The sequence below is a fragment of the Bordetella sp. BOR01 genome, from assembly GCF_019218885.1.
Classification (GTDB): domain Bacteria; phylum Pseudomonadota; class Gammaproteobacteria; order Burkholderiales; family Burkholderiaceae_B; genus Bordetella_A.
Genome location: NZ_JAHUWT010000003.1, coordinates 943772 through 966927, shown reverse-complemented (window position 1 = coordinate 966927; position 23156 = coordinate 943772). Strand labels below are relative to the sequence as shown.

20 protein-coding genes are annotated in these 23156 nt (G+C 64.6%); 16 read left to right on the top strand and 4 right to left on the bottom strand.

Annotated elements, in window-relative coordinates:
- Positions 1–48: 48 nt before the first annotated feature.
- From yidD to rpmH, 3 genes are read right to left on the bottom strand one after another with little or no spacing between them, the layout of a single operon-like run.
- A complete protein-coding gene (yidD, locus tag KW845_RS19385) occupies positions 49–321 on the bottom strand; it encodes a membrane protein insertion efficiency factor YidD (protein WP_218370968.1) in 273 nt (90 codons plus the stop codon).
- Positions 318–689 (bottom strand): ribonuclease P protein component, encoded by a 372-nt coding sequence (locus KW845_RS19380; RefSeq protein WP_218370967.1) that lies wholly within the window; start codon positions 687–689, stop codon positions 318–320. The genes yidD and KW845_RS19380 overlap by 4 nt, the downstream gene beginning before the upstream one ends.
- Before the next feature lie 50 nt (positions 690–739).
- Entirely contained in the window at positions 740–874 is a 135-nt protein-coding gene (gene rpmH, locus KW845_RS19375; RefSeq protein WP_029577875.1) for a 50S ribosomal protein L34, read from the bottom strand.
- A 268-nt stretch (positions 875–1142) separates the two neighbouring features.
- Between rpmH and dnaA the strand changes: the two genes are divergently transcribed.
- The 15 genes from dnaA (at position 1143) to KW845_RS19300 (ending at position 21042) form a co-directional block, all read left to right on the top strand.
- On the top strand, positions 1143–2576 hold the full coding sequence (gene dnaA / locus KW845_RS19370) for a chromosomal replication initiator protein DnaA (protein WP_218370966.1): 1434 nt from the start codon (positions 1143–1145) through the stop codon (positions 2574–2576).
- A gap of 2 nt (positions 2577–2578) precedes the next feature.
- Positions 2579–3688 (top strand): DNA polymerase III subunit beta, encoded by a 1110-nt coding sequence (gene dnaN / locus KW845_RS19365; protein WP_218370965.1) that lies wholly within the window; start codon positions 2579–2581, stop codon positions 3686–3688.
- 90 nt (positions 3689–3778) lie between these two features.
- On the top strand, positions 3779–6232 hold the full coding sequence (gene gyrB / locus KW845_RS19360; RefSeq protein ID WP_218370964.1) for a DNA topoisomerase (ATP-hydrolyzing) subunit B: 2454 nt from the start codon (positions 3779–3781) through the stop codon (positions 6230–6232).
- A 426-nt stretch (positions 6233–6658) separates the two neighbouring features.
- Positions 6659–8704, top strand: coding sequence for a hydantoinase/oxoprolinase family protein (locus KW845_RS19355; protein WP_218370963.1), 2046 nt, complete (start codon positions 6659–6661; stop codon positions 8702–8704).
- A gap of 24 nt (positions 8705–8728) precedes the next feature.
- Positions 8729–10450: a hydantoinase B/oxoprolinase family protein gene (locus KW845_RS19350; protein WP_218370962.1), complete on the top strand. Its 1722-nt coding sequence runs from the start codon at positions 8729–8731 to the stop codon at positions 10448–10450.
- Positions 10451–10525: 75 nt separating this feature from the next.
- A complete protein-coding gene (gene dctP, locus KW845_RS19345; protein ID WP_218370961.1) occupies positions 10526–11557 on the top strand; it encodes a TRAP transporter substrate-binding protein DctP in 1032 nt (343 codons plus the stop codon).
- 63 nt (positions 11558–11620) lie between these two features.
- A complete protein-coding gene (locus KW845_RS19340) occupies positions 11621–12115 on the top strand; it encodes a TRAP transporter small permease (protein ID WP_218370960.1) in 495 nt (164 codons plus the stop codon).
- A 12-nt stretch (positions 12116–12127) separates the two neighbouring features.
- Entirely contained in the window at positions 12128–13429 is a 1302-nt protein-coding gene (locus tag KW845_RS19335; RefSeq protein WP_218370959.1) for a TRAP transporter large permease, read from the top strand.
- Positions 13426–14709 (top strand): FAD-binding oxidoreductase, encoded by a 1284-nt coding sequence (locus KW845_RS19330; protein ID WP_218370958.1) that lies wholly within the window; start codon positions 13426–13428, stop codon positions 14707–14709. The genes KW845_RS19335 and KW845_RS19330 overlap by 4 nt, the downstream gene beginning before the upstream one ends.
- A gap of 5 nt (positions 14710–14714) precedes the next feature.
- Entirely contained in the window at positions 14715–16025 is a 1311-nt protein-coding gene (locus tag KW845_RS19325; RefSeq protein ID WP_218370957.1) for an FAD-binding oxidoreductase, read from the top strand.
- 24 nt (positions 16026–16049) lie between these two features.
- Positions 16050–17021, top strand: coding sequence for a DMT family transporter (locus KW845_RS19320; RefSeq protein WP_218370956.1), 972 nt, complete (start codon positions 16050–16052; stop codon positions 17019–17021).
- Between the two features lie 74 nt (positions 17022–17095).
- Positions 17096–17911, top strand: coding sequence for an IclR family transcriptional regulator (locus KW845_RS19315; RefSeq protein WP_370628255.1), 816 nt, complete (start codon positions 17096–17098; stop codon positions 17909–17911).
- Positions 17912–18064: 153 nt separating this feature from the next.
- Positions 18065–18907 (top strand): AraC family transcriptional regulator, encoded by an 843-nt coding sequence (locus KW845_RS19310; RefSeq protein ID WP_218370954.1) that lies wholly within the window; start codon positions 18065–18067, stop codon positions 18905–18907.
- 99 nt (positions 18908–19006) lie between these two features.
- Entirely contained in the window at positions 19007–19732 is a 726-nt protein-coding gene (locus tag KW845_RS19305) for an alanyl-tRNA editing protein (RefSeq protein ID WP_218370953.1), read from the top strand.
- Entirely contained in the window at positions 19729–21042 is a 1314-nt protein-coding gene (locus tag KW845_RS19300) for an APC family permease (RefSeq protein WP_218370952.1), read from the top strand. The genes KW845_RS19305 and KW845_RS19300 overlap by 4 nt, the downstream gene beginning before the upstream one ends.
- Positions 21043–21100: 58 nt before the next feature.
- Here KW845_RS19300 and KW845_RS19295 read toward each other — a convergent pair whose 3' ends face one another.
- The gene (locus tag KW845_RS19295; RefSeq protein ID WP_255592828.1) at positions 21101–22009 is read right to left on the bottom strand and encodes a LysR substrate-binding domain-containing protein; all 909 of its coding nucleotides are present in this window, start codon (positions 22007–22009) and stop codon (positions 21101–21103) included.
- Between the two features lie 164 nt (positions 22010–22173).
- Between KW845_RS19295 and KW845_RS19290 the strand changes: the two genes are divergently transcribed.
- Positions 22174–23154 carry a tripartite tricarboxylate transporter substrate binding protein gene (locus tag KW845_RS19290; protein ID WP_218370950.1) on the top strand — a complete coding sequence of 327 codons (981 nt, stop codon included), beginning with the start codon at positions 22174–22176 and terminating at the stop codon, positions 23152–23154.
- The last annotated feature ends 2 nt before the right edge of the window (positions 23155–23156 follow it).

Here is a 23156-nt window from a genome sequence, read left to right as displayed (position 1 = left end):
AGTATGCGGGCCGGCCGGAAACGGAACGGCAAACCCGCGAGTTTAGCGTCAATTGGGACCGGTGCGGCGCTGATGCGCGCAGCACGCGGGCTCGTCGGGGTGGTGCGGGGACGGCACGGGGTCGTGTCCGCCCGGCGACCACGGGTGGCAACGGCCGATGCGGCGCACCGCCAGCCAACTGCCGCGCCAGGCGCCGTGCTGCTCGATGGCCTGGATGGCATAGGCCGAGCAGGTGGGCGTGAAACGGCACTGCCGCCCCAGCCAGGGGCTCAGGAAAAACCGGTAGAACCGGATGGGTGCGATCAGCAGGGCCTTGATCATGGCTTCACTCGAGCGAAGTGAGCATCCACTTCGGTACGCGCCAGGCGTTTCAGCGCAGTGAGCGAGGCCGGGGCCGGCTTGCTGTGCAGCCTTAGCACGTAGTCTTGGGGCGGCAGTTGCAGCCGGCAATGCCGGAAGGCCTCGCGGATGACACGCTTGAGGGCGTTACGCGTGCTGGCATGCATAGCGTAGCGCTTGGCGATGACCATGCCCAGGCGTGCCTGGGCAGCCGGCCCAGGGGGCAGGCTGCTGGGCGCGGCGCTGAGAATGAAGAAAGCCCCTCGGGCCAGCCGGCGCCCTTTCAGGGCAGCGGCAAACTCAGAGGGGCGATGCAGCCGCGCCTCGGGAGGAAGCGTGGCGCGAGGCATGAACGACCGGTGCGGCGATACGCGAAAGGCGGAAAGACCCGGTGCCGGCCTTAGACGGCCAGGCGCTTGCGGCCCTTGGCGCGGCGGGCGTTCAGCACGGCACGGCCGGCGCGGGTTTTCATGCGTACGCGAAAGCCGTGAGTGCGCTTGCGGCGGGTAACGGAAGGTTGGTAGGTGCGTTTCATGGACGATCCACAAAAAGAACAACGTCAGAAGGGACCTGCCCGACGGGTTCTCGGCCAGGGCATGCCCTGGCACAAATAACGGCGGGGACGGCCCCCGGCGTACATAAAAAGAACCTTCTGACAGACAGAATTCGGAAAAGCCCATCATTTCAGCAAGTTTTCTCTGCCTTGTCAAACAGTTACGGCCCGAAGACAGGGACGTAACAGCCGCAGCCTGTGGATAACCCACCCCTAGGCAAGGTAGAATCGAGGTTTGAATAAGAGCGACATGAAAGAATTCTGGCAGACCTGCGTCAGTCGTCTAGAGCAGGAACTTCCCCCCCAACAGATCAGCGCCTGGATACGGCCGCTGGTTCCGCTTGCGTACGACGAGACGCAGGCCGTGTTACGCGTTGCCGCGCCCAACCGGTTCAAGCTGGATTGGGTGCGCAAGAATTTTTCTCATCAAATAGAGGCCCTGGCGGCCGAATGGTTCCAGCGGCCGGTGCAAGTGGCGTTCGAACTGCCCGCCGGCAGCGCGGCACCGCGCATGCCCGCGGCGCCCCGCGCCCCTGTGGCGCCCGGGCCCAATGGCGTGCCTGCCGCCGCGCCCGCTGCACCCATCGCCCCGTCGCCCGCCGCCTCGGTCGCCGCCGTGGCGGCGGCGGTACAGGCCGACGCGGCCGGCGCGGTGTACGAACGCTCGCGCCTGAACACCGACCTGGCATTCGAGAATTTCGTCACCGGCAAGGCCAACCAGTTGGCGCGCGCGGCGGCGCTGCAGGTGGCCGAGAACCCGGGTATTTCATACAACCCGCTATTCCTGTACGGCGGCGTTGGCCTGGGCAAGACCCACCTCATCCACGCCATCGGCAACGCCATGGTCGCTGCCGGCACCGGGGTGCGGGTGCGCTATGTCCATGCCGACCAATACGTGTCCGACGTGGTCAAGGCGTACCAGCGCAAGGCCTTCGACGACTTCAAGCGCTACTACCATTCGCTCGACCTGCTGCTGATCGACGATATCCAGTTTTTTTCGGGCAAGAGCCGCACGCAGGAAGAATTCTTCTATGCGTTCGAGGCCATGGTCGCGCAGCGCAAGCAAATCATCATCACCAGCGACACCTATCCGAAAGAACTGGCCGGCATCGACAGCCGCCTGATCTCGCGGTTCGATTCCGGCCTGACCGTCGCCATCGAGCCGCCCGAACTCGAAATGCGCGTGGCCATCCTGCTGCGCAAGGCCGAGTCCGAAGGCGTGCCCATGCCCGAAGAGGTGGCTTTCTTCATCGCCAAGCACCTGCGCAGCAACGTGCGCGAACTGGAAGGCGCGCTGCGCAAGGTATTGGCGTATGCCCGCTTCCACGGCCGCGACGTGGTGTCGGTCGACGTTTGCAAGGAAGCCCTGAAAGACCTGCTGTCGGTGTCCAACGGCCAGATCACCGTCGAGAATATCCAGAAGACCGTGGCCGATTTCTACAAGATCAAGGTCGCCGACATGTATTCGAAACGGCGGCCGGCAAATATTGCCATGCCGCGCCAGGTGGCCATGTACCTGGCCAAGGAACTCACCCAGAAGAGCCTGCCGGAAATCGGCGATCTGTTCGGTGGCCGTGATCACACCACCGTACTGCACGCCGTGCGCAAGATTTCCGATGCCCGCGCCAAGCAGGCCGAGCTGAACCATACCCTGCACGTGTTGGAACAAACTCTAAAAGGATGAACATGCAACTCGTACAAACCACACGCGATGCATTGCTGAAACCGCTGTCGACCGTGGCGGGAATCGTCGAAAGACGCCATACCCTGCCCATCCTGGCGAACATCCTCATGCGCAAAGAAGGCAACAAGGTTTCCTTCATTGCGACCGACCTCGAAGTCCAGATCACTACGCACGCCGATTTCGGTGTGGGCCAGGACAACGAATCCACCACTGTGGCGGCGCGCAAGCTGCTCGATATCCTGAAGGCGCTGCCCGATACGGGCGAGGTCAAGCTGGCCTTGGCCAACAACAAGCTGTCGGTGAATTCGGCGAAAAGCCGCTTTGCGCTGCAAACGCTGGCCGCCAGCGAATTTCCCACGGTTGCGCAACCCGAAAAATGGGATGTCTCCCTGACGTTGCCGCAACGCACGCTGCGCCACGTGTTCAACATGGTGCACTTCGCCATGGCGCAGCAAGACATCCGCTACTACCTGAATGGCATGCTGCTGGTATTCGAAGCCGGCTGCGTGCGCGCCGTGGCCACCGATGGCCACCGCCTGGCGCACTGCGCCACCGAAGCCGACGGCATCGCCGAGCGCCATGAAGTCATCGTGCCGCGCAAGACCGTGCTGGAAATGCAGCGCCTGCTGGAAGATTCCGACGAGCCCGTCTCCATCGACGTGGCGCCGGGCCAGATCCGTTTCCGTTTCGGCGACGTCGAGCTGGTTTCCAAGCTGGTCGAAGGCAAGTTCCCCGATTTCACGCGTGTGATTCCCACCAATTACACGCGCCAGTTCGTGATCAGCCGCGAAGCCCTGCAGGGCAGCCTGCAGCGCGCGGCCATCCTGACCACCGACAAGTTCAAGGGTGTGCGCCTGCAATTGGCGCAGAACCAGATGAAGATCTCGTCTTCCAACGCCGAACAAGAAGAGGCGCAGGAAGAGCTCGACATCGACTACGGCCACGAAGCCCTGGATGTGGGCTTCAACGTCAGCTACCTGCTCGACGTGCTGGCCAACGTCAAGACCGAGAACATCCAGTGGTCGGTCATGCCCGATGCCAATGCGTCGGCCCTGATCACCCTGCCCGACGACGACCAGTTCAAATACGTCGTCATGCCCATGCGGATCTGATCCGCCTCTCCGGGTTTATGCCGCGCGGGCGCTTGCCGCCCGCCGCGGTCTGGCCGCCAGGCCGTCTTTTGAAGTGTTAGCGATACAAACATGTCAGATCAGCAGAACAGCAATCCCGAGAACACCGGCTACGGCGCCGATTCGATCAAGATGCTCAAAGGGCTGGAGGCCGTGCGCAAGCGCCCAGGCATGTATATCGGCGACACTTCCGACGGCACCGGGCTGCACCACATGGTGTTCGAAGTGGTCGATAACGCCATCGACGAGGCGCTGGCCGGCCACTGCGATGACATCGTGGTCACCATCCATACCGACAACTCGATTTCCGTCACCGACAACGGCCGCGGCATCCCCACTGATATTCACAAGGAAGACGAATTCGGCCGCAGTGCGGCGGAAATCGTCATGACCGAACTGCATGCCGGCGGCAAGTTCGACCAGAACTCGTACAAGGTGTCCGGCGGCTTGCATGGCGTGGGCGTGTCGTGCGTGAACGCGCTGTCCGAATGGCTGCGGCTGACCATCCGCCGCAACGGCCAGGTGCACCAGATGGAATTCCGCCAGGGCGAGCGCGTGGCCCCGCTGGCGGTGACCGGCACCACCGACAAGCGCGGCACCGAAGTGCGCTTCCTGGCCGACCCCGTCATCTTCAACAATATCGAGTACCACTACGACATCCTGTCCAAGCGGCTGCGCGAGCTGTCGTTCCTGAACAATGGCGTGAAGATTCGCCTGGTGGACCAGCGCCAGGGCAAGGAAGAGAACTTTGCATTCTCGGGCGGCGTGCGCGGCTTCGTGGAATACATCAATCGTTCCAAGACCGTGCTGCATCCCAATGTGTTTGCCGTCATGGCCGAGTCCAGCGCCGGCGGCATACCGGTGGGTGTGGAAGTGGCCATGCAATGGAACGACACGTACAGCGAAACGGTGCTGTGCTTCACCAACAACATTCCGCAGCGCGATGGCGGCACGCACATGACCGGGCTGCGCGCGGCCATGACGCGGGTCATCAACAAGTACATTGCCGACAACGAGCTGGCCAAGAAGGCCAAGGTCGAGACCTCGGGCGATGACATGCGCGAAGGCCTGGCCTGCGTACTGTCGGTGAAGGTGCCCGAACCCAAGTTCAGCAGCCAGACCAAAGACAAGCTGGTGTCCAGCGAGGTGCGTCCCGCGGTGGAAGATGCCGTGGCGCGTACGCTGGAATCCTGGCTGCTGGAACATCCCAACGATGCCAAGGCGCTGTGCGGCAAGATCGTCGAAGCCGCGCGTGCGCGCGAGGCCGCCCGCAAGGCGCGCGAGATGACTCGCCGTAAAAGCGTGCTGGAAGGCGCCGGCCTGCCGGGCAAGCTGGCCGACTGCCAGGAAAAAGATCCGGCGTTGTGCGAGCTGTACATCGTCGAGGGCGATTCGGCCGGAGGCTCGGCCAAGCAAGGCCGCGACCGCAAGTTCCAGGCCATCCTGCCGCTGCGCGGCAAGGTGTTGAACGTGGAAAAGGCCCGCTTCGACCGCTTGATCGCCAGCGAGCAGATCGCCACGCTGATCACGGCCCTGGGCACCAGCATCGGCCCCGATTTCAACATCGACAAGCTGCGCTACCACCGCCTGATCATCATGACCGACGCCGACGTCGACGGCGCCCACATCCGCACGCTGCTGTTGACGCTGCTGTATCGTCAGATGCCCGAACTGATCGATCGCGGCTATGTGTATATCGCGCAGCCGCCGCTGTACAAGGTGAAGGTCGGGCGCGACGAACGCTATCTGAAAGACGACCAGGAAGAAGCGCAGTTCATGCTGCAGCTGGCGCTGAAAGACGCCCAACTGGTGCCCGCGCAAGGCGCGGCGCCCATCGCGGGCGAGGCGTTGGCCGAACTGGCGCGCCAGTACGTGCTGGCCGATGCCGTCATCGCGCGCCTGACACGCCTGTTCGACGTGGACGCCCTGTCGGCCATGGCCGAAGGGGTCGAGATCGACCTGTCGTCGGCCGAGGCGGCTGCCGCGTCGGCCAAGCGACTGTCCGATGCCATGCACGAAGCCGTGGCGGGCAATGGCGTCGATGTCACCGCCGAATTCGACGAGGCCCATGAATTGCATCGGCTGATGGTGCGCCGCATGCACCACGGCAATGTGCGCTTGAGCGTCATCGACGCCGATTTCGTGCAGGGTGCCGACTACGCGGTGCTGGCCAAGTCGGCCAAGACCTTCCTGGGCTTGATCGGCGCCGGTGCGATCGTGGCGCGTGGCGAAGGCGACAAGCGCAAAGAGCAATTCGTGGCCGACTTCCGCGAGGCCATGCAGTGGTTGCGCAACGAAGCCGAGCGCGGCATCTCGAAGCAGCGCTACAAGGGCCTGGGCGAAATGAACCCCGCGCAGCTCTGGGAAACCACCATGGACCCGACCGTGCGCCGCCTGCTGCGTGTGAAGATCGAAGACGCCATTGCGGCCGACGAGATCTTCACCACCCTGATGGGCGACGATGTCGAACCGCGCCGCGCGTTCATTGAAACCCACGCGCTGTCGGCGTCGAATATCGACGCATGACGTGCAGGATCTCGTGAGTAGTTGGATTTTTCTCGGGAAATCCAGGCGGTGAGGATAGGGCTGCATTCGCAGCCCTATTCTTTTATAAAAAGCATCTAAAATCGCCTCTGCATTCCGGCACATAGACGATATAAGTAGTGCGGAAACGCGTAAGCGGGTGGGTTGATCCCGATGGAATCCCATGACGAAACCTGACGCCCGCAACGCGGGCGGCCCTGCAAAAAAACCCAGCCATCCCGGCTGGGTTTTTTTATTGTCCCTTGCCGGTGCGGCTAGGGAAAACCCCGGTGCGGCAGGCGCTGCATAGGCGTTGACACCGTACACGCGGCCCCTTACCTTATAGCGTATATCGATTTAATCGTATCGATAAACGATAAATAGAAAATGCGCTTTCCGTTCAAGATTTCTATTCGAGGGGTTCGTGATATGTCTGAAGCATTGCAAGTGGCCGTGGACATCGGCGGCACTTTTACCGATGTGGTCGGGCGGGATGCAAGCGGGCGGCTGCGCTACTTCAAGATTCCGACGACGCGCCAGGACGAAAGCCTGGCGGTCTTCGACGCGATCGGACGTATTCGCGACGAGTGGGGGGTCGACCCCAAGTACATCGAGCGTTTCGTGCACGGCACGACGGTCGCCACCAATGCCGTGCTGGAACGCCGGGGAGCCAAGGTCGGCCTGATTACCACGCAAGGGTTCAAGGACGTGTTGGAAATCGGGCGGCAGATGCGCCATCGCATGTATGACGTGATCCTGACGTCAGAGACGCCGTCGTTCCTGATTCCGGGCGGCTTGCGCAAAGAGGTGCCCGAGCGGGTTGCCGCCGATGGCTCGATCGTGACGGCCCTGGATGAAGAGGCGCTGATGCAGCGGGTAGCCGAACTCGTCGCACAGGACGTGGATGCGCTGGCTATCTGCTTTCTGTTTTCTTTTGCGAATCCGCAGCACGAGCAGCGCGCCAAGGCCTTGATATCGGCCGCCTACCCGGACCTTACCCTGGCGGTGTCGCACGAGGTGGACCCGGCCTTTCGCGAGTATGAGCGCACGGTGGTCACGGGTTTCGACGCCTACGTCAAGCCAGTTATCGATCGCTATTTATCGCGGCTGGAGAACGGGCTGGAGAAAAGCGGCGTGCAGGCGCCTTTCCAGGTCATGCAGTCGCGCGGCGGGCTGATGGCCTCGAAAGTGGCGCGCAGCCGCCCGGTGCGCCTGTTCCTGTCGGGGCCGGCTGCCGGTGTGATCGGGGCCCAGATCGCCGGGAAAGCGGCCGGCACGGAAGACCTGATCACGGTGGATATCGGTGGAACCAGCAGTGACATCGCGTTGATCAGCAAAGGCAAGGCGATGATCCGTTCTGAAGGCCTGATCGACGGCTACCCGGTGCGTGTTGCCATGGTGGACGTGAATTCGATCGGGGCCGGCGGCGGCTCGATTGCGTGGATTGACGGTGCCGGCGGGCTGCGCGTGGGGCCGCGTTCGGCCGGCTCGGAACCCGGCCCGGCCTGCTTTGGGCGAGGCGGGGAACAGCCGACCGTGACCGACGCATCGATCGTGCTGGGCTACCTGAACCCCGATTACTTTGCCGGCGGGTCGCTCAAGCTATATCCGGAAAAATCGCATGAAGCGATCATGGAAAAGATCGCGCGCCCATTGGGAATGACTGTCGAGCAGGCCGCGTTGGGCATACACCGGATCGTGAACGCCCAGATGGCCGAGGGTATCCGGTTGGTATCTATCCGCCAGGGGCTGGATCCGCGCAAGTTCACGCTGATGCCGCTGGGCGGCGGCGGTGCGGTGCATATCGTGCCGCTGGCGCACGAGCTCAGCATATCGCGCGTGGTCGTGCCGCGTTATCCGGGGGTGCTGTCGGCCGCAGGGTTGCTGGCTGCGCCCATCGAGCACGAAAGCTCGCTGGCTTTCGGCAAGGCATTGGATGCCGGCGAAATACCGGCTATCCGCGCCGTGCTGGATACGCTGGATGCGCAATGCGCCGAACTGATGCGCAACGAGGCGACACAACCGCACAGCAGTGCCGTACGGTACTACGCCGACATTTGCTATGTCGGCCAGGCGTATTCGATCGAAGTGCCACTGCTGCCCGACGCCGACGATCCGTGCGGCCTGCTGTTGGAAGAGTTTCTGCAGGCCCATGCCCGAATCTACGGCTACAGCACCCGCACACCCGCGCGCATTGTCAACCTGCGCGCCGTGCACCAGGCTGGCGGCCAGGACAGCATCGACAGTTCGGCCTACCAGAGCACAGGCGAGCCGCCGCTGCGCGGACAGCGCAGCATCCTGGTGGCCGGCCAGGATGGCCCCGCGCAAGCCGATATCTATCGCCGCGAAGCCATGCCGGCCGGTTTCGAGTTCCAGGGGCCGGCCATCGTCGAGCAGGCCGATACCACCACGCTGGTCGAGCCGGGCTGGCAAGGCCGGGTGGACGACAACGGCAATCTCATCCTGACCCGTTAATCACGACAAGCCAGAGAACACATCATGACGAATCAAGCTACGCTCGAACGTCCGGCGCCGCCGCCCGGCAAGGCGGCTCAGGCCGGCCCCGATCCGGTCACGCTGGAGGTGGTGCGCAACAAGCTGGAAGGCATTGCCAACGAGATGGAGTCGACGCTGCTGCGCAGTTCGTTTTCTCCGATCGTGAAAGAAGGGCTGGACGCGTCGGCCAGCCTGTTCACGACCGCCGGCGAATCGCTGGCGCAGGCCTGCGCCGTGCCCATTCACCTGGCGACGCTGATCCCCATCGTGGAGACCCTCTTGCGCGAGTATCCGCTGGATACGATGCGGGATGGCGACATCTACATCATGAACGACCCGTATCTGGGGGGCACGCACTTGCCGGACATCGCGCTGGTGGCGCCGGTGTTTGTCGATGGGCGGGTGATTGCGATGTCGGCCACGATGACGCACCACCAGGACGTGGGCGGCATGACGCCCGGGTCCATTCCCACCAACGCGACCGAAATCTATCAAGAAGGGATCCGGATCCCGCCACTGAAGCTGTTCGACGCTGGCGAGATCAACCAGACGCTGGTCAGCTTGCTGCGGCTGAACGTGCGCATTCCCGATACCTTCATGGGGGACATCAACGCGCAGATTGCCGCCTGCCGGATCGGCGCACGCCGCCTGGTCGAGCTGACCAAGGTATACGACATCGCCTTGCTCGAATCCGTATTCGCCGCATTGCTGACGCATTCCGAGGCATTGACGCGCGCGCAGCTCGACATGATTCCAGCCGGTGTGTACCGCTACGTGGACTGGCTGGACAACGACGGCATCGATCTGGACCAGCGCGTGCGCATCGAAGTGGCCGTGACGGTGGGCAACGGTGCCATGCATGTCGATTTCACGGGCTCCAGCGCGCAGTTGCGCGGCCCGTTCAATTGCGTCAAATCCGGGTCGCAGGCGGCCGCGTACTTTGCGGTGCGCGCCTTGACCGATCCCGAGATCCCGACCAATGCCGGCTGCTTCCGGCCGGTGTCGCTGCACCTGCCCAAGGGCTCGCTGGTCAATCCCGAAGAGCCGGCACCGGTGGGTTCGCGCACTGCCACCATCAAGCGTATTACCGGCTGCATCCTGGGCGCCTTCAAAGAGGCGCTGCCCGACAAGGTGCCCGCGGATTCGGCTGGCGTGCTGCTGGCATTGGCGTTCGGCGGCAAGCAGGCCGATGGCAAGTCTTATGTCGTTGGCGAACTGATCACGGGCGGCAGCGGTGCCAGCCGTCGCTGCGACGGGGTGGATGTGGTCGAGACCGACGCATCGAACTGCATGAATCTGCCGGTCGAGGCGCTGGAACTCGAGGCGCCGATTCGCGTGCACCGGCTGGAACTGCGTCCGGATTCGGGCGGCGCAGGAACGTTCCGCGGCGGGCTGGGCCTGGTCAAGGAATTCGAGCTGCTGGGCGACAGCGCAGTCTTTACGCACCGCGGAGAGCGGCACTATTGCCCTGCACAGGGTTCCGCAGGCGGCGCCAGCGGCGCCTGCGAGCATTCGGTCATCGTGCGTGCATCCGGCGAGGTGGAAGAGATCCCTTCCAAGCAGGTGGCCGATTTGCGCAAGGGCGACCGCGTCATTGTGCAGACGCCCGGCGGCGGAGGCTACGGCGATCCGGCCAAGCGCGAGCGCCAGGCCGTGCGGGCCGATATCGCGGACGGCAAACTTTCAGCGGCGCAGGCCGAGGCGTTATACGGCTTCACCGGTTGACGGCGTGCCGTGGCCTGGCTGCGGCACTCATAAAGCAGTATCTCGACATACCTGAATCACATCAAGGAGATCGCGATGCACAAGGGGAAACGTTGGACCGGCCGGCTGCTTGCCTGGATGGCAGTGGCCGCAACCTGGCTGGTGGCGGGCACGGCGGCCGCGGCAGCGACGCAGTGGAAAATGCATATGGTGTGGGTGCCGGCGCGAGTCGAAGCCCAGTACTACCAGAAGTTCGTCGATGAAGTGAACAAGCAGGCCAGTGGCAAGCTGCACATCCAGCTTTTCCCGGGGGCGACATTGGGCGTCAAGGACGTCGACATGCTGCGGGTGCTGCCGCGGGGCAATGTGATCCAGATCGCGGGCCTGTACCCCGGCTACATGACGCGCGACGAGCCCGAGTACGCCGTGACGCTGCCTCCCGGGGTCGTGCCGCAGCCCGAGCAGCTGGACAAGCTGGCGCCGACTTTGAAAGACATCTACCAGACCACTTACGACAAGTGGGGAATCAAGCTGTTGGGGTTCGTGGCGCATCCGGTGCGCGACACCCACCTCATGTGCAAGGAACCGATCAATACGCTGGAAGCCCTGAAGGGCAAGAAAGTGCGCGTCTGGGAGAAAGCCCAGGCCGATACCTTCGCCAAGCTGGGGATCTCGGCCCAGATCGTCGGGCAGAACGACCTGTACATGGCGATGCGCACCGGCGTAGTCGACTGTTCCGTCTACCCGATCCACTTCGGCCTGACCGTGTCGCTGCAAGAGGTGGCGCCCAATGCGGCGTACCTGTTCCCGTATGTGCTGCATCCGCTGAACATCATCGTGTCCCGCAAGGCGTATGACGCGCTGCCGCCGGACGTGCAGCAGATCTTGCAGAATGCGGCCAACAAGATCGAGCAGGAATCTTTCGCGGCCTACTTGCAGGGCCAGGTCGACAAGACATCGGAAGACGAATGGAAAAAGAAGGGCGGCACGGTACTGGCGCCGTTTCCCGAGGCCGACCAAAAGCGCTTTGCCGAGGCCTCTCGCGAAGTCTGGAACGCGTCGTCCCGCCAGGCGGGCGGCAAGGCCCAGGAAAACCATGAACGGGTGGTCAAGGCCCTGGGCTGGTAAGCCCGGGCGGCAATCATGACGCGGCGGTGGACACCCGGGGTGTCCACCTTCTGGAGCAGATTCATGTACACACTTGCAAAAGGCGTCGCGACGGTACTGCTGCGCCTGTCCACTTTTTGCGGCATCGCCCTGACTTTGTTCGTGGCCTTGTCGGCGGTGATGCGCTATGTCGTGGGCTCGCCATTTCCCTTCACCGAGGAACTGGTTGGCCTGTTGTTCTCCGCATTGGTATTCCTTGCGCTGCCGTACGTCACGCTGCATCGCCAGCACATCGAAGTGACGCTGGTGACCGACTGCTTTCCGCCCGCTGTCAGGCGCTGGACCGACCGCCTTGCCAACGGGCTGGTCATCTTGTTTGCCTTCTGGTTCGGAAGCTACGCCTTCGACTTCGCGCTGGTGTCGTATCAGATCCAGGCACGCACCGATATCGCCGGCATCGTGCTTTGGCCGTGGATGGCGCTGATCGTGCTGGCCTGCGTGCTGATGGCCGGATTCATCTTGTTCAAATCCCGGCGTGCGCCGGCCGAGGACGGCACCCTGCCGCCCAGCGGCGTCTGAGGAGAGCCGAGCATGGTGTGGATGCTATTGCTGACGGGGCTGCTCGTCACCGGGCTGACCGGGGTGCCTATCGGCATCGGCCTGGCACTGACGGGTTTGTCGATCCTGCGATTCGGCGCCGGCGGAGGTGAAGACCTGGCCATTACGGCGGTGTGGAATGTGTTCGTCGACTTCACGCTGTCGGCGGTCCCGATCTTCATTTTCATGGGCGAGATCCTGCTGGTCAGCGGGGTGTCTTCGCGTATCTACAATGCGGTGTCGCCCTTCTTCAGGCAAGTGCCGGGCGGGCTGCTGCATACCAATATTGCCGTGTGCACCGTCTTCGGCGCAGTCAGCGGCGCCAGTACCTCGACTGCCGCCGCCGTGGGCTCGGTGGCTTATCCTGAACTGCGCAACCGTGGCTACAACCGCGGGCAGGTAGTGGCCACGCTGGCCGCCGGCGGCACGCTTGGCCTGCTGATCCCGCCCAGTCTTTCGCTATTGCTTTATGGCGCAACCCAAGGGGTGTCGATCGGCCGTCTGTTCCTGGCGGGGGTGCTGCCGGGCTTGATGCTGGCGTCCATGTTCATGTGCATCATCGCGCTGCGCGCGCGGCGTTTCCCCGAAGAAATGGGCCACGCCGAGCCGGCCATGCCGCTGGCGCAGCGGCTGCGCGGGCTGGTGCGCATCTGGCCGGTGGCATTCCTGGCCTTTGCCGTGCTGGGCACCATGTACATGGGCCTGGCCACGCCCACCGAGGCTGCCGCCCTGGGCGTCGTGGCGGCCATTATCACCGGCTTCTGCTGGGGCGAACTGACGCTGCGCAAGGTCGGGCGCGCCTTCTTCACCTCGGCGCGCGTGTTCGGGGCGATTGCCACGGTCATGTTGGGGGCGCTGGTGCTGGCCCAGGCACTGACGATCATGGGTACTCCGCAGGCGCTGGTGGGTGCCGTGACCGACATGGGTTTGTCGAAGTACGCCGTGTTGGTGTTCGTGGTGGCTGCCTATCTGGTGCTGGGCTGCTTTTTCGACGGCATCTCGCTCATGCTGATGACGATTCCCATCGTCTATCCGCTGATGATGGCCGCGGGATATGACCCAGTCTGGACGGGCGTGATCATCACCATCCTGATCGAGATCGGCATGCTGACCCCGCCCGTGGGCATGAACCTGTTCGTGTTGACCGCGATCACCAACGGCGAAGTCAGCCTGGGCCGTGCGGCGCTGGCGGCGATTCCGTACTGGATCATGATGCTGGTCGGGGTGCTGATTCTTGCAATGGTGCCCGACATCGCGCTGTGGCTGCCGAACCTTGTGATGAAAGGCGGCACATGACTGCCCCGGCGTCGGCTCGCATACTGTGGAACGACGATACGCAGCCCCGTGTCGCGCAGCCCTTGGCCGCGGGTGCGCATGCGTGCGACGTGGCCGTCATCGGTGGCGGCTTTACGGGTTTGTCGACGGCATTGTCGCTGGCAGAGGCGGGGGCGCGGCCGATGCTGCTGGAAGCCGGCCCGCTGGCCGGGGGCGCCTCTGGCCGCAATGGCGGCCAGGTGGTGCCGGGCTTGAAGCCCGCCCCCGATGCGCTGGTGGCGCGATTCGGTGCATTGACCGCTGAGCGCATGCTGGCGTTCGCGCATTCCGCGGCCGATTACACCTTCGACCTGATCCATCGTTTGTCGATTGGCTGCGATGCGACGCGCAATGGCTGGATTCAGGCCGCCGTGACCCCGCGCGCGTACCGGGCCCTGCATGCGCGGGCCCGGGCCCTGCAGCAAAGCGGCGCGGTGGCGCTGGATGCCGATGAGATGGCGGCGCTGACGGGATCCACGCATTACGTGGGCGGCTATATGGAGTCGGCAGCCGGCGCGGTTCAGCCTCGCAAGCTGGCGCTGGGCCTGGCGGCCGCGGCGGTTCGCGCCGGCGCCCGCCTGCATGCGCACAGCAGCGTCAGGGAACTGCGCCGCACGCCAGACGGCTGGACGCTGCGGCTGGACCAGGGCAGCATTGCCGCCCGGACCGTGGTGCTGGCAACAGATGCCTACACCGATGCGCTGTACCCTGCCCAGGCGCGTTCGATGCTGCACGTGACCAGTGCCCAGGCGGCCACCGTGCCGCTACCCGATGACCTCAGGCGCGCGGTGCTGCCGCGCATGGCAGGCGTATCCGAGGCGCGCAAGCTGACGGTCTATTGTCGCCTGTCGCCCGATGGCCGGTTCTTGATCGGCGGGCGAGGGCCGCGTTCGGGGCTGGCCGGGTCTGACACGCTGGCACGCCTGCGGCAGGCGGCCCATGTGCGCTTTCCGCAACTGCGGGGCGTCCCCTGGGACTGCGTGTGGTCGGGCCGTGTCGCGCTGACCTTGGATGATGTGCCCCATCTGGGCAATCCCGAACCCGGGTTGTGGACGGCTTGCGGTTTCGGCGGACGGGGTGTGGCCCTGGCAGTGCGTTTCGGGCCCACGCTGGCCGAAGCGGCGCTGGGGCGTGCCCCGGCCGCGTTGGACTATCCGGTTTCTTCCATTGGCGCCCTGCCCTGGCATGCCTTGCGCGGGCCGGCAGTGGATGCCGCTATTCACTGGCATCGCCTGCGCGATGCGCTGGGCCTTCCTGCGTGAGATCCATGGACAATGTAGTTGCTGTTGACGCTTTGCCCCATGCCCCTTCCATCTGGAATGCGACCGCGGTTCCGCCGCCCGCGCTATATCCCTTGCGGGGTGAGCTGCAGGTGGATTGCGCGATTGTGGGCGGCGGATTCACCGGACTGAATGCCGCGCTGCATTTGAGCCGGCGGGGCGTCCAGACATGCATCCTGGAAGCCAACGACGCTGGCTGGGGCGCCAGCGGCCGCAATGGCGGCATGGCGGTGCTGCGCTACAAGTCGGGCTGGGCGGCGTTGGCTCGCCAGTTCGGCCATGAGCAGACGCGCCTGCTGCACAGGCTGGTGTTCGACGCGGTGGACGCCTTGGAACAAAACGTGGCCGACTTCAATCTGGACGGCGGTTTCTCGCGTTGCGGGCATATTACGGCTGCCTATACGCGGCAAGACGCGCAGGCGCTGCGCCAGGACATCGCCTGGCTGGCCGCCGAGGCCGGCGATCGCCACCCGCGCTATCTGGAGCCTGACGAAACCACCCGCCTGATCGGTTCGGGCGCGTACCGGGGCGGCTATCTGGATACGCGCGCAGCGGGCATCCATCCATTGAGCTATGCCCGCGAACTGGCGGCCGCCCTGGCCGCGACCGGTGTGCCGATTCATGTCGGTACGCCGGTTGTGCGCATACGCGAGCACGCCCAGGGTTGCGTGCTGGAAACGCCCGAGGCGTGCGTGCGCGCCACCACCGTGATTGTGGCCAGCAATGCCTATACGGAATTGTTCCCCTTGCCCGCGGGGCTGAGGCGGCGCATTGTGCCGGTGGCAACTTCTGTCGTGGCGTCGCGCCCCTTGCCTGATGACCTTTATGCCACGATGTTCACAGAAGGCCATCTGGTAACCGACACTCGCCATCTGGTGAACTACTTTCGGCGCGTGCCCGGCCAGCGCATTCTGTTCGGCGGCCGGGGCGCGCTCAGCGGCATCGAGACACCGGAGATCTATGGCAACCTGGTTACGGGCCTGCGCCGTTTGTTTCCCCAGTTGCAGGACGTGCCCATCGAGCACCAATGGTCGGGCAAAGTGGCGGTAACCCTGGACGATTTTCCGCATGTCGTACGCCATTCGCCACGGGTGATCTTTGCCGCGGGATATGGCGGGCGCGGCGTGGCCTTGACCCATTTGCTGGGCAGGCTGGCGGCCGACATGGCGCTGGGCGCCACCGTATCCTGCGGTCCCATGCAGGGTGCAATGCCGGCACTGCCTTTCCATTCGTGGCGCTTGCCGGTCATGAACCTGATGGCGGCCTACTACAAACTGCGCGACCATCTGCGAATATAGGTAGCGGCCGGAGCCCCCATTCCCATGACAAGACGCGACCCTGTTCCTGCCCCCACGCGCGACCCCGGTTGGACCGGCGGCAACCTGGCCGCCACGCTGGGCTACGCTGCGCTGGTGGTGATTGCCTGGGGCTCGAATTATCCGTTGATGAAGCGCGCGTTCGTCGATATGCCTCCTTTGACGTTTTCGGCAACGCGCGTGGTGGGCGCGGCGGTGGTGGTCGCGCTGCTGATGCGCATCAAAGGCGAGGCGGCACTGCTGCCACCGGCCGGCGAGCGCGCCCGGCTGGCCCTGATAGGTTTGCTGCAGTTCGCGTCGGTGCTGGGGCTGGTCAGTGTCGCCCTGCAATTCCTGCCCGCGGGCCGCACGGTCACCCTGGTCTATAGCATGCCGGTGTGGGCGGCATTGTTCAGCAGCCTGATGGGCAAGGGGCGGCTTGCCTGGCGGCAACTGGCGGGCGTGGGCCTGGGCCTGGCAGGCCTGGCGCTGTTCCTGGACCCTTCGGTGATCGACTGGAACAGCCCCGGCGTGCCGCTGGGCATGGCGATGGTATTGGCGGCCGCGGCGCTTTGGGGGCTGGGCGCCGCTTTGTACGGAGGGCGTCAATGGCGTGCCTCGCTGCTGTGCCAGACGTTCTGGCAATTGGTCGCGGCGGCCTGTCCGATCGGGGTGGCGGCGGTAATACTGGAATCCGGCCGTGCAACCAACCTGACTTTGCCGCTGGTTGCCATCATCGTGTGGAACTGGCTGGTGCCTACCGCCATGGCGGTCTGGGCCTGGAGCCGCCTGTTGAACCGCGTTCCGTCCACGGTGGCGGGCCAGCTGCTGGCCTTGACGCCCTTCGTGGGCATCGCGTGCAGCAGCGCGCTGTTCGGCGAACGTCTGCCGCCGGTCTTCTCGCTGTGCGCCGCGGTCATTGCACTGGGCAGCTGCCTGGTGCTGTGGCCATCGCGCGTTCGCAAACAGGCGCCGCAGAGCCCTGGGCAGCAGATCTGACCGCTACAATTCATCCCATTGGAGACAGGGCTCGCCTTATGGTCGGACGCAAGAAAAAAGAGAATGATGTGGCCGTGGAAGATCCCACGGCCTCGCCGCTGTTCAGCATGTCTTTTTCCAAAGGAATCGACGTGCTCGCCGCGTTCGGGCCTGACCGCCCTCTCATGAACCTGCCGGAAATGGCCGCTGCCGCAGGTATTTCCAAGAGTTCGGCCCAACGTTTCGCCTATACCCTCGAGACGCTGGGTTTCCTGAACAAAGACCTCGAAAGCAAGCGGTATTCGCTGACGCCGAAGATCTTCGAACTGGGCTACCGGTACCTGCTGGTGGATGCGCTGGTCGAGCGCGCCAACCCCTACCTGCTGGACTTGAACCGCCAGATTTCCGAGACCGTGAATCTGGCCGAGCCCTATGGTACCGACATGATCTACGTGGCGCGTTGTGCCACGCACCTGACCACGGGCGTACACATGCCCCTGGGCCGCCGCCTGCCGATTTTCTGCACTTCGGCGGGACGGGCCTGGTTGTCGATGTTGCCGCCCGAGCAGGCGCGCGACCTGCTGAAGGCATCGCCCCGGCCGAAGTACACACCCAATACCGTGACCGACCTGGGCCAGCTGATGGACATGGTTGCCGAAGCGCGCGAGCAGGGCTATGCCTATGCCAACGGCGAGTATTACCGCGGCGACCTGAATGTGGCCGTGCCGGTGTTCGACAAGCGTGGCCAACCGGCAGCGGCGGTCAATATTTCGGCCCCCAGCACGCGCTGGACGCTGGCGCGCATGAAGCGCGAACTGGTGCCGAATCTGCTGGCGACAAGCCGGCTGATTTCCACCACCCCGCCCACCCCGGGCGCGGCGGCGCCGTTCCGGCGCGGCTATACAGGCTGACGGGTCCAGGCCGGGCAGCGGGCCGGTGAATCGAGGCACGGCCAGGTTGCCGGGGCGCCGCCGCTGGCGCATTGCTGCCTATGGCAGGTAGTAGCCGTTTCTTGCATACTACAAGCGTAGTCCCGGGCTTCCGGACGACTGTGAGACCACATCGTGGCACGCACCGACACAAAGAATCTATCGCGCTATTGGTGGGATAGGCACACACCCGGCCTGAGCCTGATGTGCGCCGATTTCACGACTCAGGAGTATCCGCCGCATACGCATGACGGCTTGGTGATAGCGGTCACCGAGACGGGCGGGTCGGTGATCAAGAGCCGCGGCGTGGTCGAGGAAGCGCGGTCGTCGACCTTGTTCGTCTTCAATCCGGTCGAAGCGCACGCGGGCTGGATGGGTTCGAGCGAACGCTGGCGCTACCGCTCGTTCTATCTTACGCAGTCGGCAATCGATGCGGTGGCGCGGGGCCTGGGTATCGAGGATGTTCCTTATTTCATGAGCAACCGGTTCGGCGACGCCGACCTTGTCGGCGGCTTCCTGGCCCTGTATCGGGCACTGGAGGACGGCTGCGACCTTTTCCACGAACGGGAGCTGCTGTTCTCGACGTTCGGACGCCTGTACCGACGGCACGGCAGCGGTGGGGGGCGCATCGATCCGCCGCCGCGGGACCGGGCGCTTATCCGGATCGTGACCGAACTGGTCAATGACCGGCACGCGCAGGACCTGCTTCTTGAAGACTTGAGCGCCGCCGTCGGCCTCACGCCCTTCCAGCTGATCGGGCTGTCCAAGCGCTGCCTGGGCCTGACGCCGCACACCTACCTGACCCAAGTGCGCCTCAAGCGTGCCTGCCACTATCTGCGCCGCGGGATGCCGATCGCGCAAGTGGCCGCGGCGACGGGGTTCTATGACCAGAGCGCGCTCACGAAGCAGTTCAAGCGGTGCTACGGCATCACACCGCTGCAATTTGCCAAGGCGGCTGCCGCGGGGGCGGTGCATTAGGGCTGACCGGCCCGGTCCCGGTTTTTCAATTTTTGCCAATACGCCGGCGACGCCATTGCCAATACTTCCTGTTCGGTAATACCCGCTAGGGAAGCAAGCATGCCAGCACGTTCGTTCTATCACGCAAACCCCGAGACGTTCACAGTCGAAACCCGGGTGATCGACGCCAAGCCGGGGCGCGTTCTGCTGGCTGAATCGCCCTTTTATCCTGGTGGCGGCGGCCAGTTGGCCGACCGCGGCGTGCTTGGTCACAACGGCGGGGAAATCGCCGTGGCAGGATTCGACATGGCGGACGGACGGCCTTGGGTTCTTTTGGCCGAGCCCGGCGCCGAACTCACCGGCACCGTGCAGGCGGTCGTCGATCCGGTCTTTCGCCAGATGATGCGCGAGCTGCACACGGGCACGCACATCCTCAATGCCTTTGTCTTCCAGGCCTTCAATGGCGCGCTGGTAACGGGCGTGCAGATGAACGGCGATGGCACGGCCCGAATGGATTTCGACGTGCCCGAGGCCGACAATGATCGCTTGCGGGCACTGGAGGGGCCTATCAACGACGCCATCAGGCAGAACCTTCCGGTTCGAGACAGATACTTGCCGTTGGCCGCGGCAGGCGCCGAACATGGGCTGATCCGCTCCAAGTCGGTTGCGCCTGCGCCCAGTGCCGATGGCGAGATCCGCATCGTGGAGATTGTCGGCCTGGACCACCAGGCTTGCGGCGGAACGCACTTGTCGGAAACCGGCGCGTCCCGTGGCATCCGCATCTTGAGAATCGACAACAAAGGGCGCCACAACCGCCGCGTGCGCATTGGCCTGGTAGACGCATGAACACGCAGGTGCGGACGGAAAAAGCGGCCCATCCGCGAGCGCAGTTGCGCCGGGCGCTGGGGTTGCGCGGCGCCGTCGCGCTGGGTGTGGGCGGGACGATCGGCGGCGGCATCTTCGTGCTGGTCGGACACATCGCCGCGCTGGCCGGCCCGGCGGCCCTGCTGGCATTCGCATTGGCGTTCGTGGCCTCTTTGCTTATCGCGCTGCCTTATGCCGAGCTGGCGTGCCGATATCCGCAAGCCGGTGGCGGCTATGCGTTCGCGCGCGAAGTCCTGGGCCGTGGCTGGGGTTTCCTCATGGGCTGGGTATTCTGGGGGGCCTATATCTTCGTCAGCGGCTACGTGACGCTGGGATTCGGCGGCTACTTCAACACGCTGACGGGCCTGCCCCCGGTGTGGGGTGCCGTCGGGTTGATACTTGCATGCATCGTGGTCAATGTCGCCGGCGTCAAATTCTCTGGGCAGTTGCAGGTACTGGTGATAGGGCTGGCGCTGGCCGGCCTGCTTGGCTTCGCGGGGGCTGGCATGCCGTCAGTGGATACGGGCCGGTTCACACCGTGGATGCCGAACGGGTTTCCGGGAATACTCTCGGCTGCCTTGATCGCCTTTCTTGCCTTCGGTGGATTCGACATGGTGGCCGCGGCAGGCGAAGAGATCGAGCGGCCGGAAAGGAATCTGCCGTTGGCCATTCTCCTGACGCTTGCCATCGTGCTGGTTGTTTACCTGCTGGTTGCCTTTGCCGCGCTGGGCACGCTGGACTGGCGCACGTTGGGCGCATCGGCCGCGCCGCTGGCCGATGCGGCGCAGGCCTTCCTGGGCCAGGCCGGTGGCCGGATAGTGGCCGTGGTGGCGGTGTTGACGACCGCCGCCACGGCCAATGCAGTGCTTGTGGTGACTTCCCGCATCAGTTTCGCCATGGCGCGAGACGGCCTGTTGCCCGCGTGGCTGGCACGAGTGGGCCCGGCAACGGGCGCGCCGTGGGCCGCTGTCCTGGCAAGCGGCGGCATGCTGGTGCTGGTGGCGTTGTTGGGGTCCCTGCATATATCCACGGCGATCGGCGGTTTTCTTTACGTGGTGCATTTCATTGCGCCGTTGTTTGCCTTGTTGAAGCTGCGCCGGCGTGGCGGGCACCCGCCCGTTTTTCAGATGCCGTGTCCGTCGGTCTTGTTGCCGCTCGCGTTCATCATGTCCCTGGTACTGCTTGTATCCAGCGGAACAACGGGGTTTGCCGGCGGCGCGGCATGGCTGGCGATCGGGCTGGCGGTGGCCTGGGCAAGGCACGCCGGCCGGCACTCTGCAAAGCAGGCATGAGGCAGCGGCTTGGTTCGCGCCGGACCGCTGTCGGCCCGATGCGCTGTATGAACGGAAGCTACGCCTTGGTGCGGGGCAGCAGCAAGTCCATGAAGCGCGGCACCGCCGGGTTGCGGCTGTCGTGGCGGCGCACGGCGTACAGCGTGGATATGGCGGCCGGCCCGGCATCGAGCAAGGGCCGGTAGCGCACCGCGCTGCCGCGCAAGCCGGCGACCGAGGCCGGCACGAGCGCGACGCCGACCTCGGCCTCGACCAGTGCCAGGATGGTGGGCAGGACGCTCTGGTGGACGATGTTCGGGCGTACGTTGGCACTGGCGAAGAGCTTGGCCAGCAGCTCGTGGAAGTACCGCGACCCGCTGACGGAAAACCCCACCAGGTCTTGCCCGTGCAGGTCTTGCAGGGCAATGCCGCGGCGCCGCGCCAGGCGGTGGCGTGCGGGCAGCGCGGCGATCAGCGGCTCGCGTTCGGCGATCTCGAACAACAGGCGGGAATCGTCCAGCGCATCGTGACGGCGCATCAGGGCGACATCGATGCGTTCGGCCAGCAGGCCGTCGAGCAAGTCGGCGGATTCGCGCTCTACCAGGGCCAGTTCGATGCCGGCATAGGCCTTGCGATAGCGCGCGATGATGTCGGGCAGCACCCGGTACGCCGCGCTGCTGGTGAAGCCGACGGTCAGGGCGCCCAGTTCGCCCCGGGCGGCACGCCCGGCGCGTACCAGCGCCATGTCGCCGTCGTGCAGGATCTGCCGCAGGCTGGCGAGCAATTGCTCGCCAGCCAGGGTCAGTTGCACCGAGCGCGTGTTGCGCACGAACAAGGGCGTGCCGACCTGCTGTTCGAACTGTCGAACTTGCTGGCTGAGCGGCGGCTGGCTGATGTGCAGGCGTTGCGCGGCGCGGCCGAAATGCAGCGCTTCGGCGACGGCCATGAAGGCCCGGGCCTGCTTCGACAATAATGAGATCGCGTCCATCAAGATAAAAAACGACCTAATAAGTCGAAAATTTTATATTGGATATATCAATTCCGGGTTTTTATGATGCGTCGTAGGTGCCGGGGCTTGGGCCCACGCACGGATTCGTGATTCGTCATTTGTCATTCGACATGGCCGCCAGGCCAGGATAACCGGGGAAATTCATGCAGCTATCTCTACTTCAAATGATCCGCGCGGGCATTGCCGCGCTGGCCGTCGTGGGCGGGAGCGCCGCGGCGCAGGCGGGCTCGTATCCGGACAAGCCGGTACGCTTGATCGTGCCTTTCGGCCCCGGCAGCGTCACTGACCAATTGGCGCGCATCACGGCCGATAAACTGGGCAAGACCCTGGGCCAGACTGTGATCGTCGAGAACAAGGCCGGCGCGGGCGGCAATATCGGGGCGGGCTACGTGGCCAGCGCCCCCGCCGACGGCTACACGCTGCTGCTGGGGCCGGCCAGCACCAATGCCGTGAACCCCAGCCTGTACCACGACCTGAAGTACGACCCCATGAAGGACTTCGTGCCGATCAGCAACGTGGCCTCGGTGACCAACGTGCTGGTCGTGCCCGCCGAAGTGCCCGTGCATACGGTGCAAGAGTTGATCGCCCAGTTGAAGCAGAGCTCGGCCTACAGCTATGCATCCGGTGGCGCGGGCGGCACGCAGCACCTGGCGGCGGAATTGTTCAAGTCCATGTCCGGGACGCAGATGCTGCACGTGCCGTACAAGGGCGGCGGCGCCGCGCTGGCGGACTTGTTGAGCAATCGGGTGCAGGTGATGTTCTGCAACTTGCCGGTGTGCCTGCCGCATATCAAGGCGGGCAAGTTGACGGCGCTGGGTGTGTCGTCGGCACGCCGTTCGGAGCTGCTGCCCCAGGTGCCCACCATCGCCGAGAGCGGCCTGCCGGGCTACGAGGTGGATGGCTGGTTCGGGCTGTTTGCGCCGACGGGCACGCCGGACGAGATCGTGGCGCAGCTGAATGCGGAAATGACCAAGATGCTGAACACGCCCGAGGTGCGCCAATTGATACTGGCCCAGGGCGCCACGGCCGAGCCGGGCAGCCAGCAGGATTTCGCGCGCTTCGTGCAGGGTGAGCACGACAAGTGGGCGCGGGTGATCAAGCAGGCCGGCATCACGCTGGAATGATT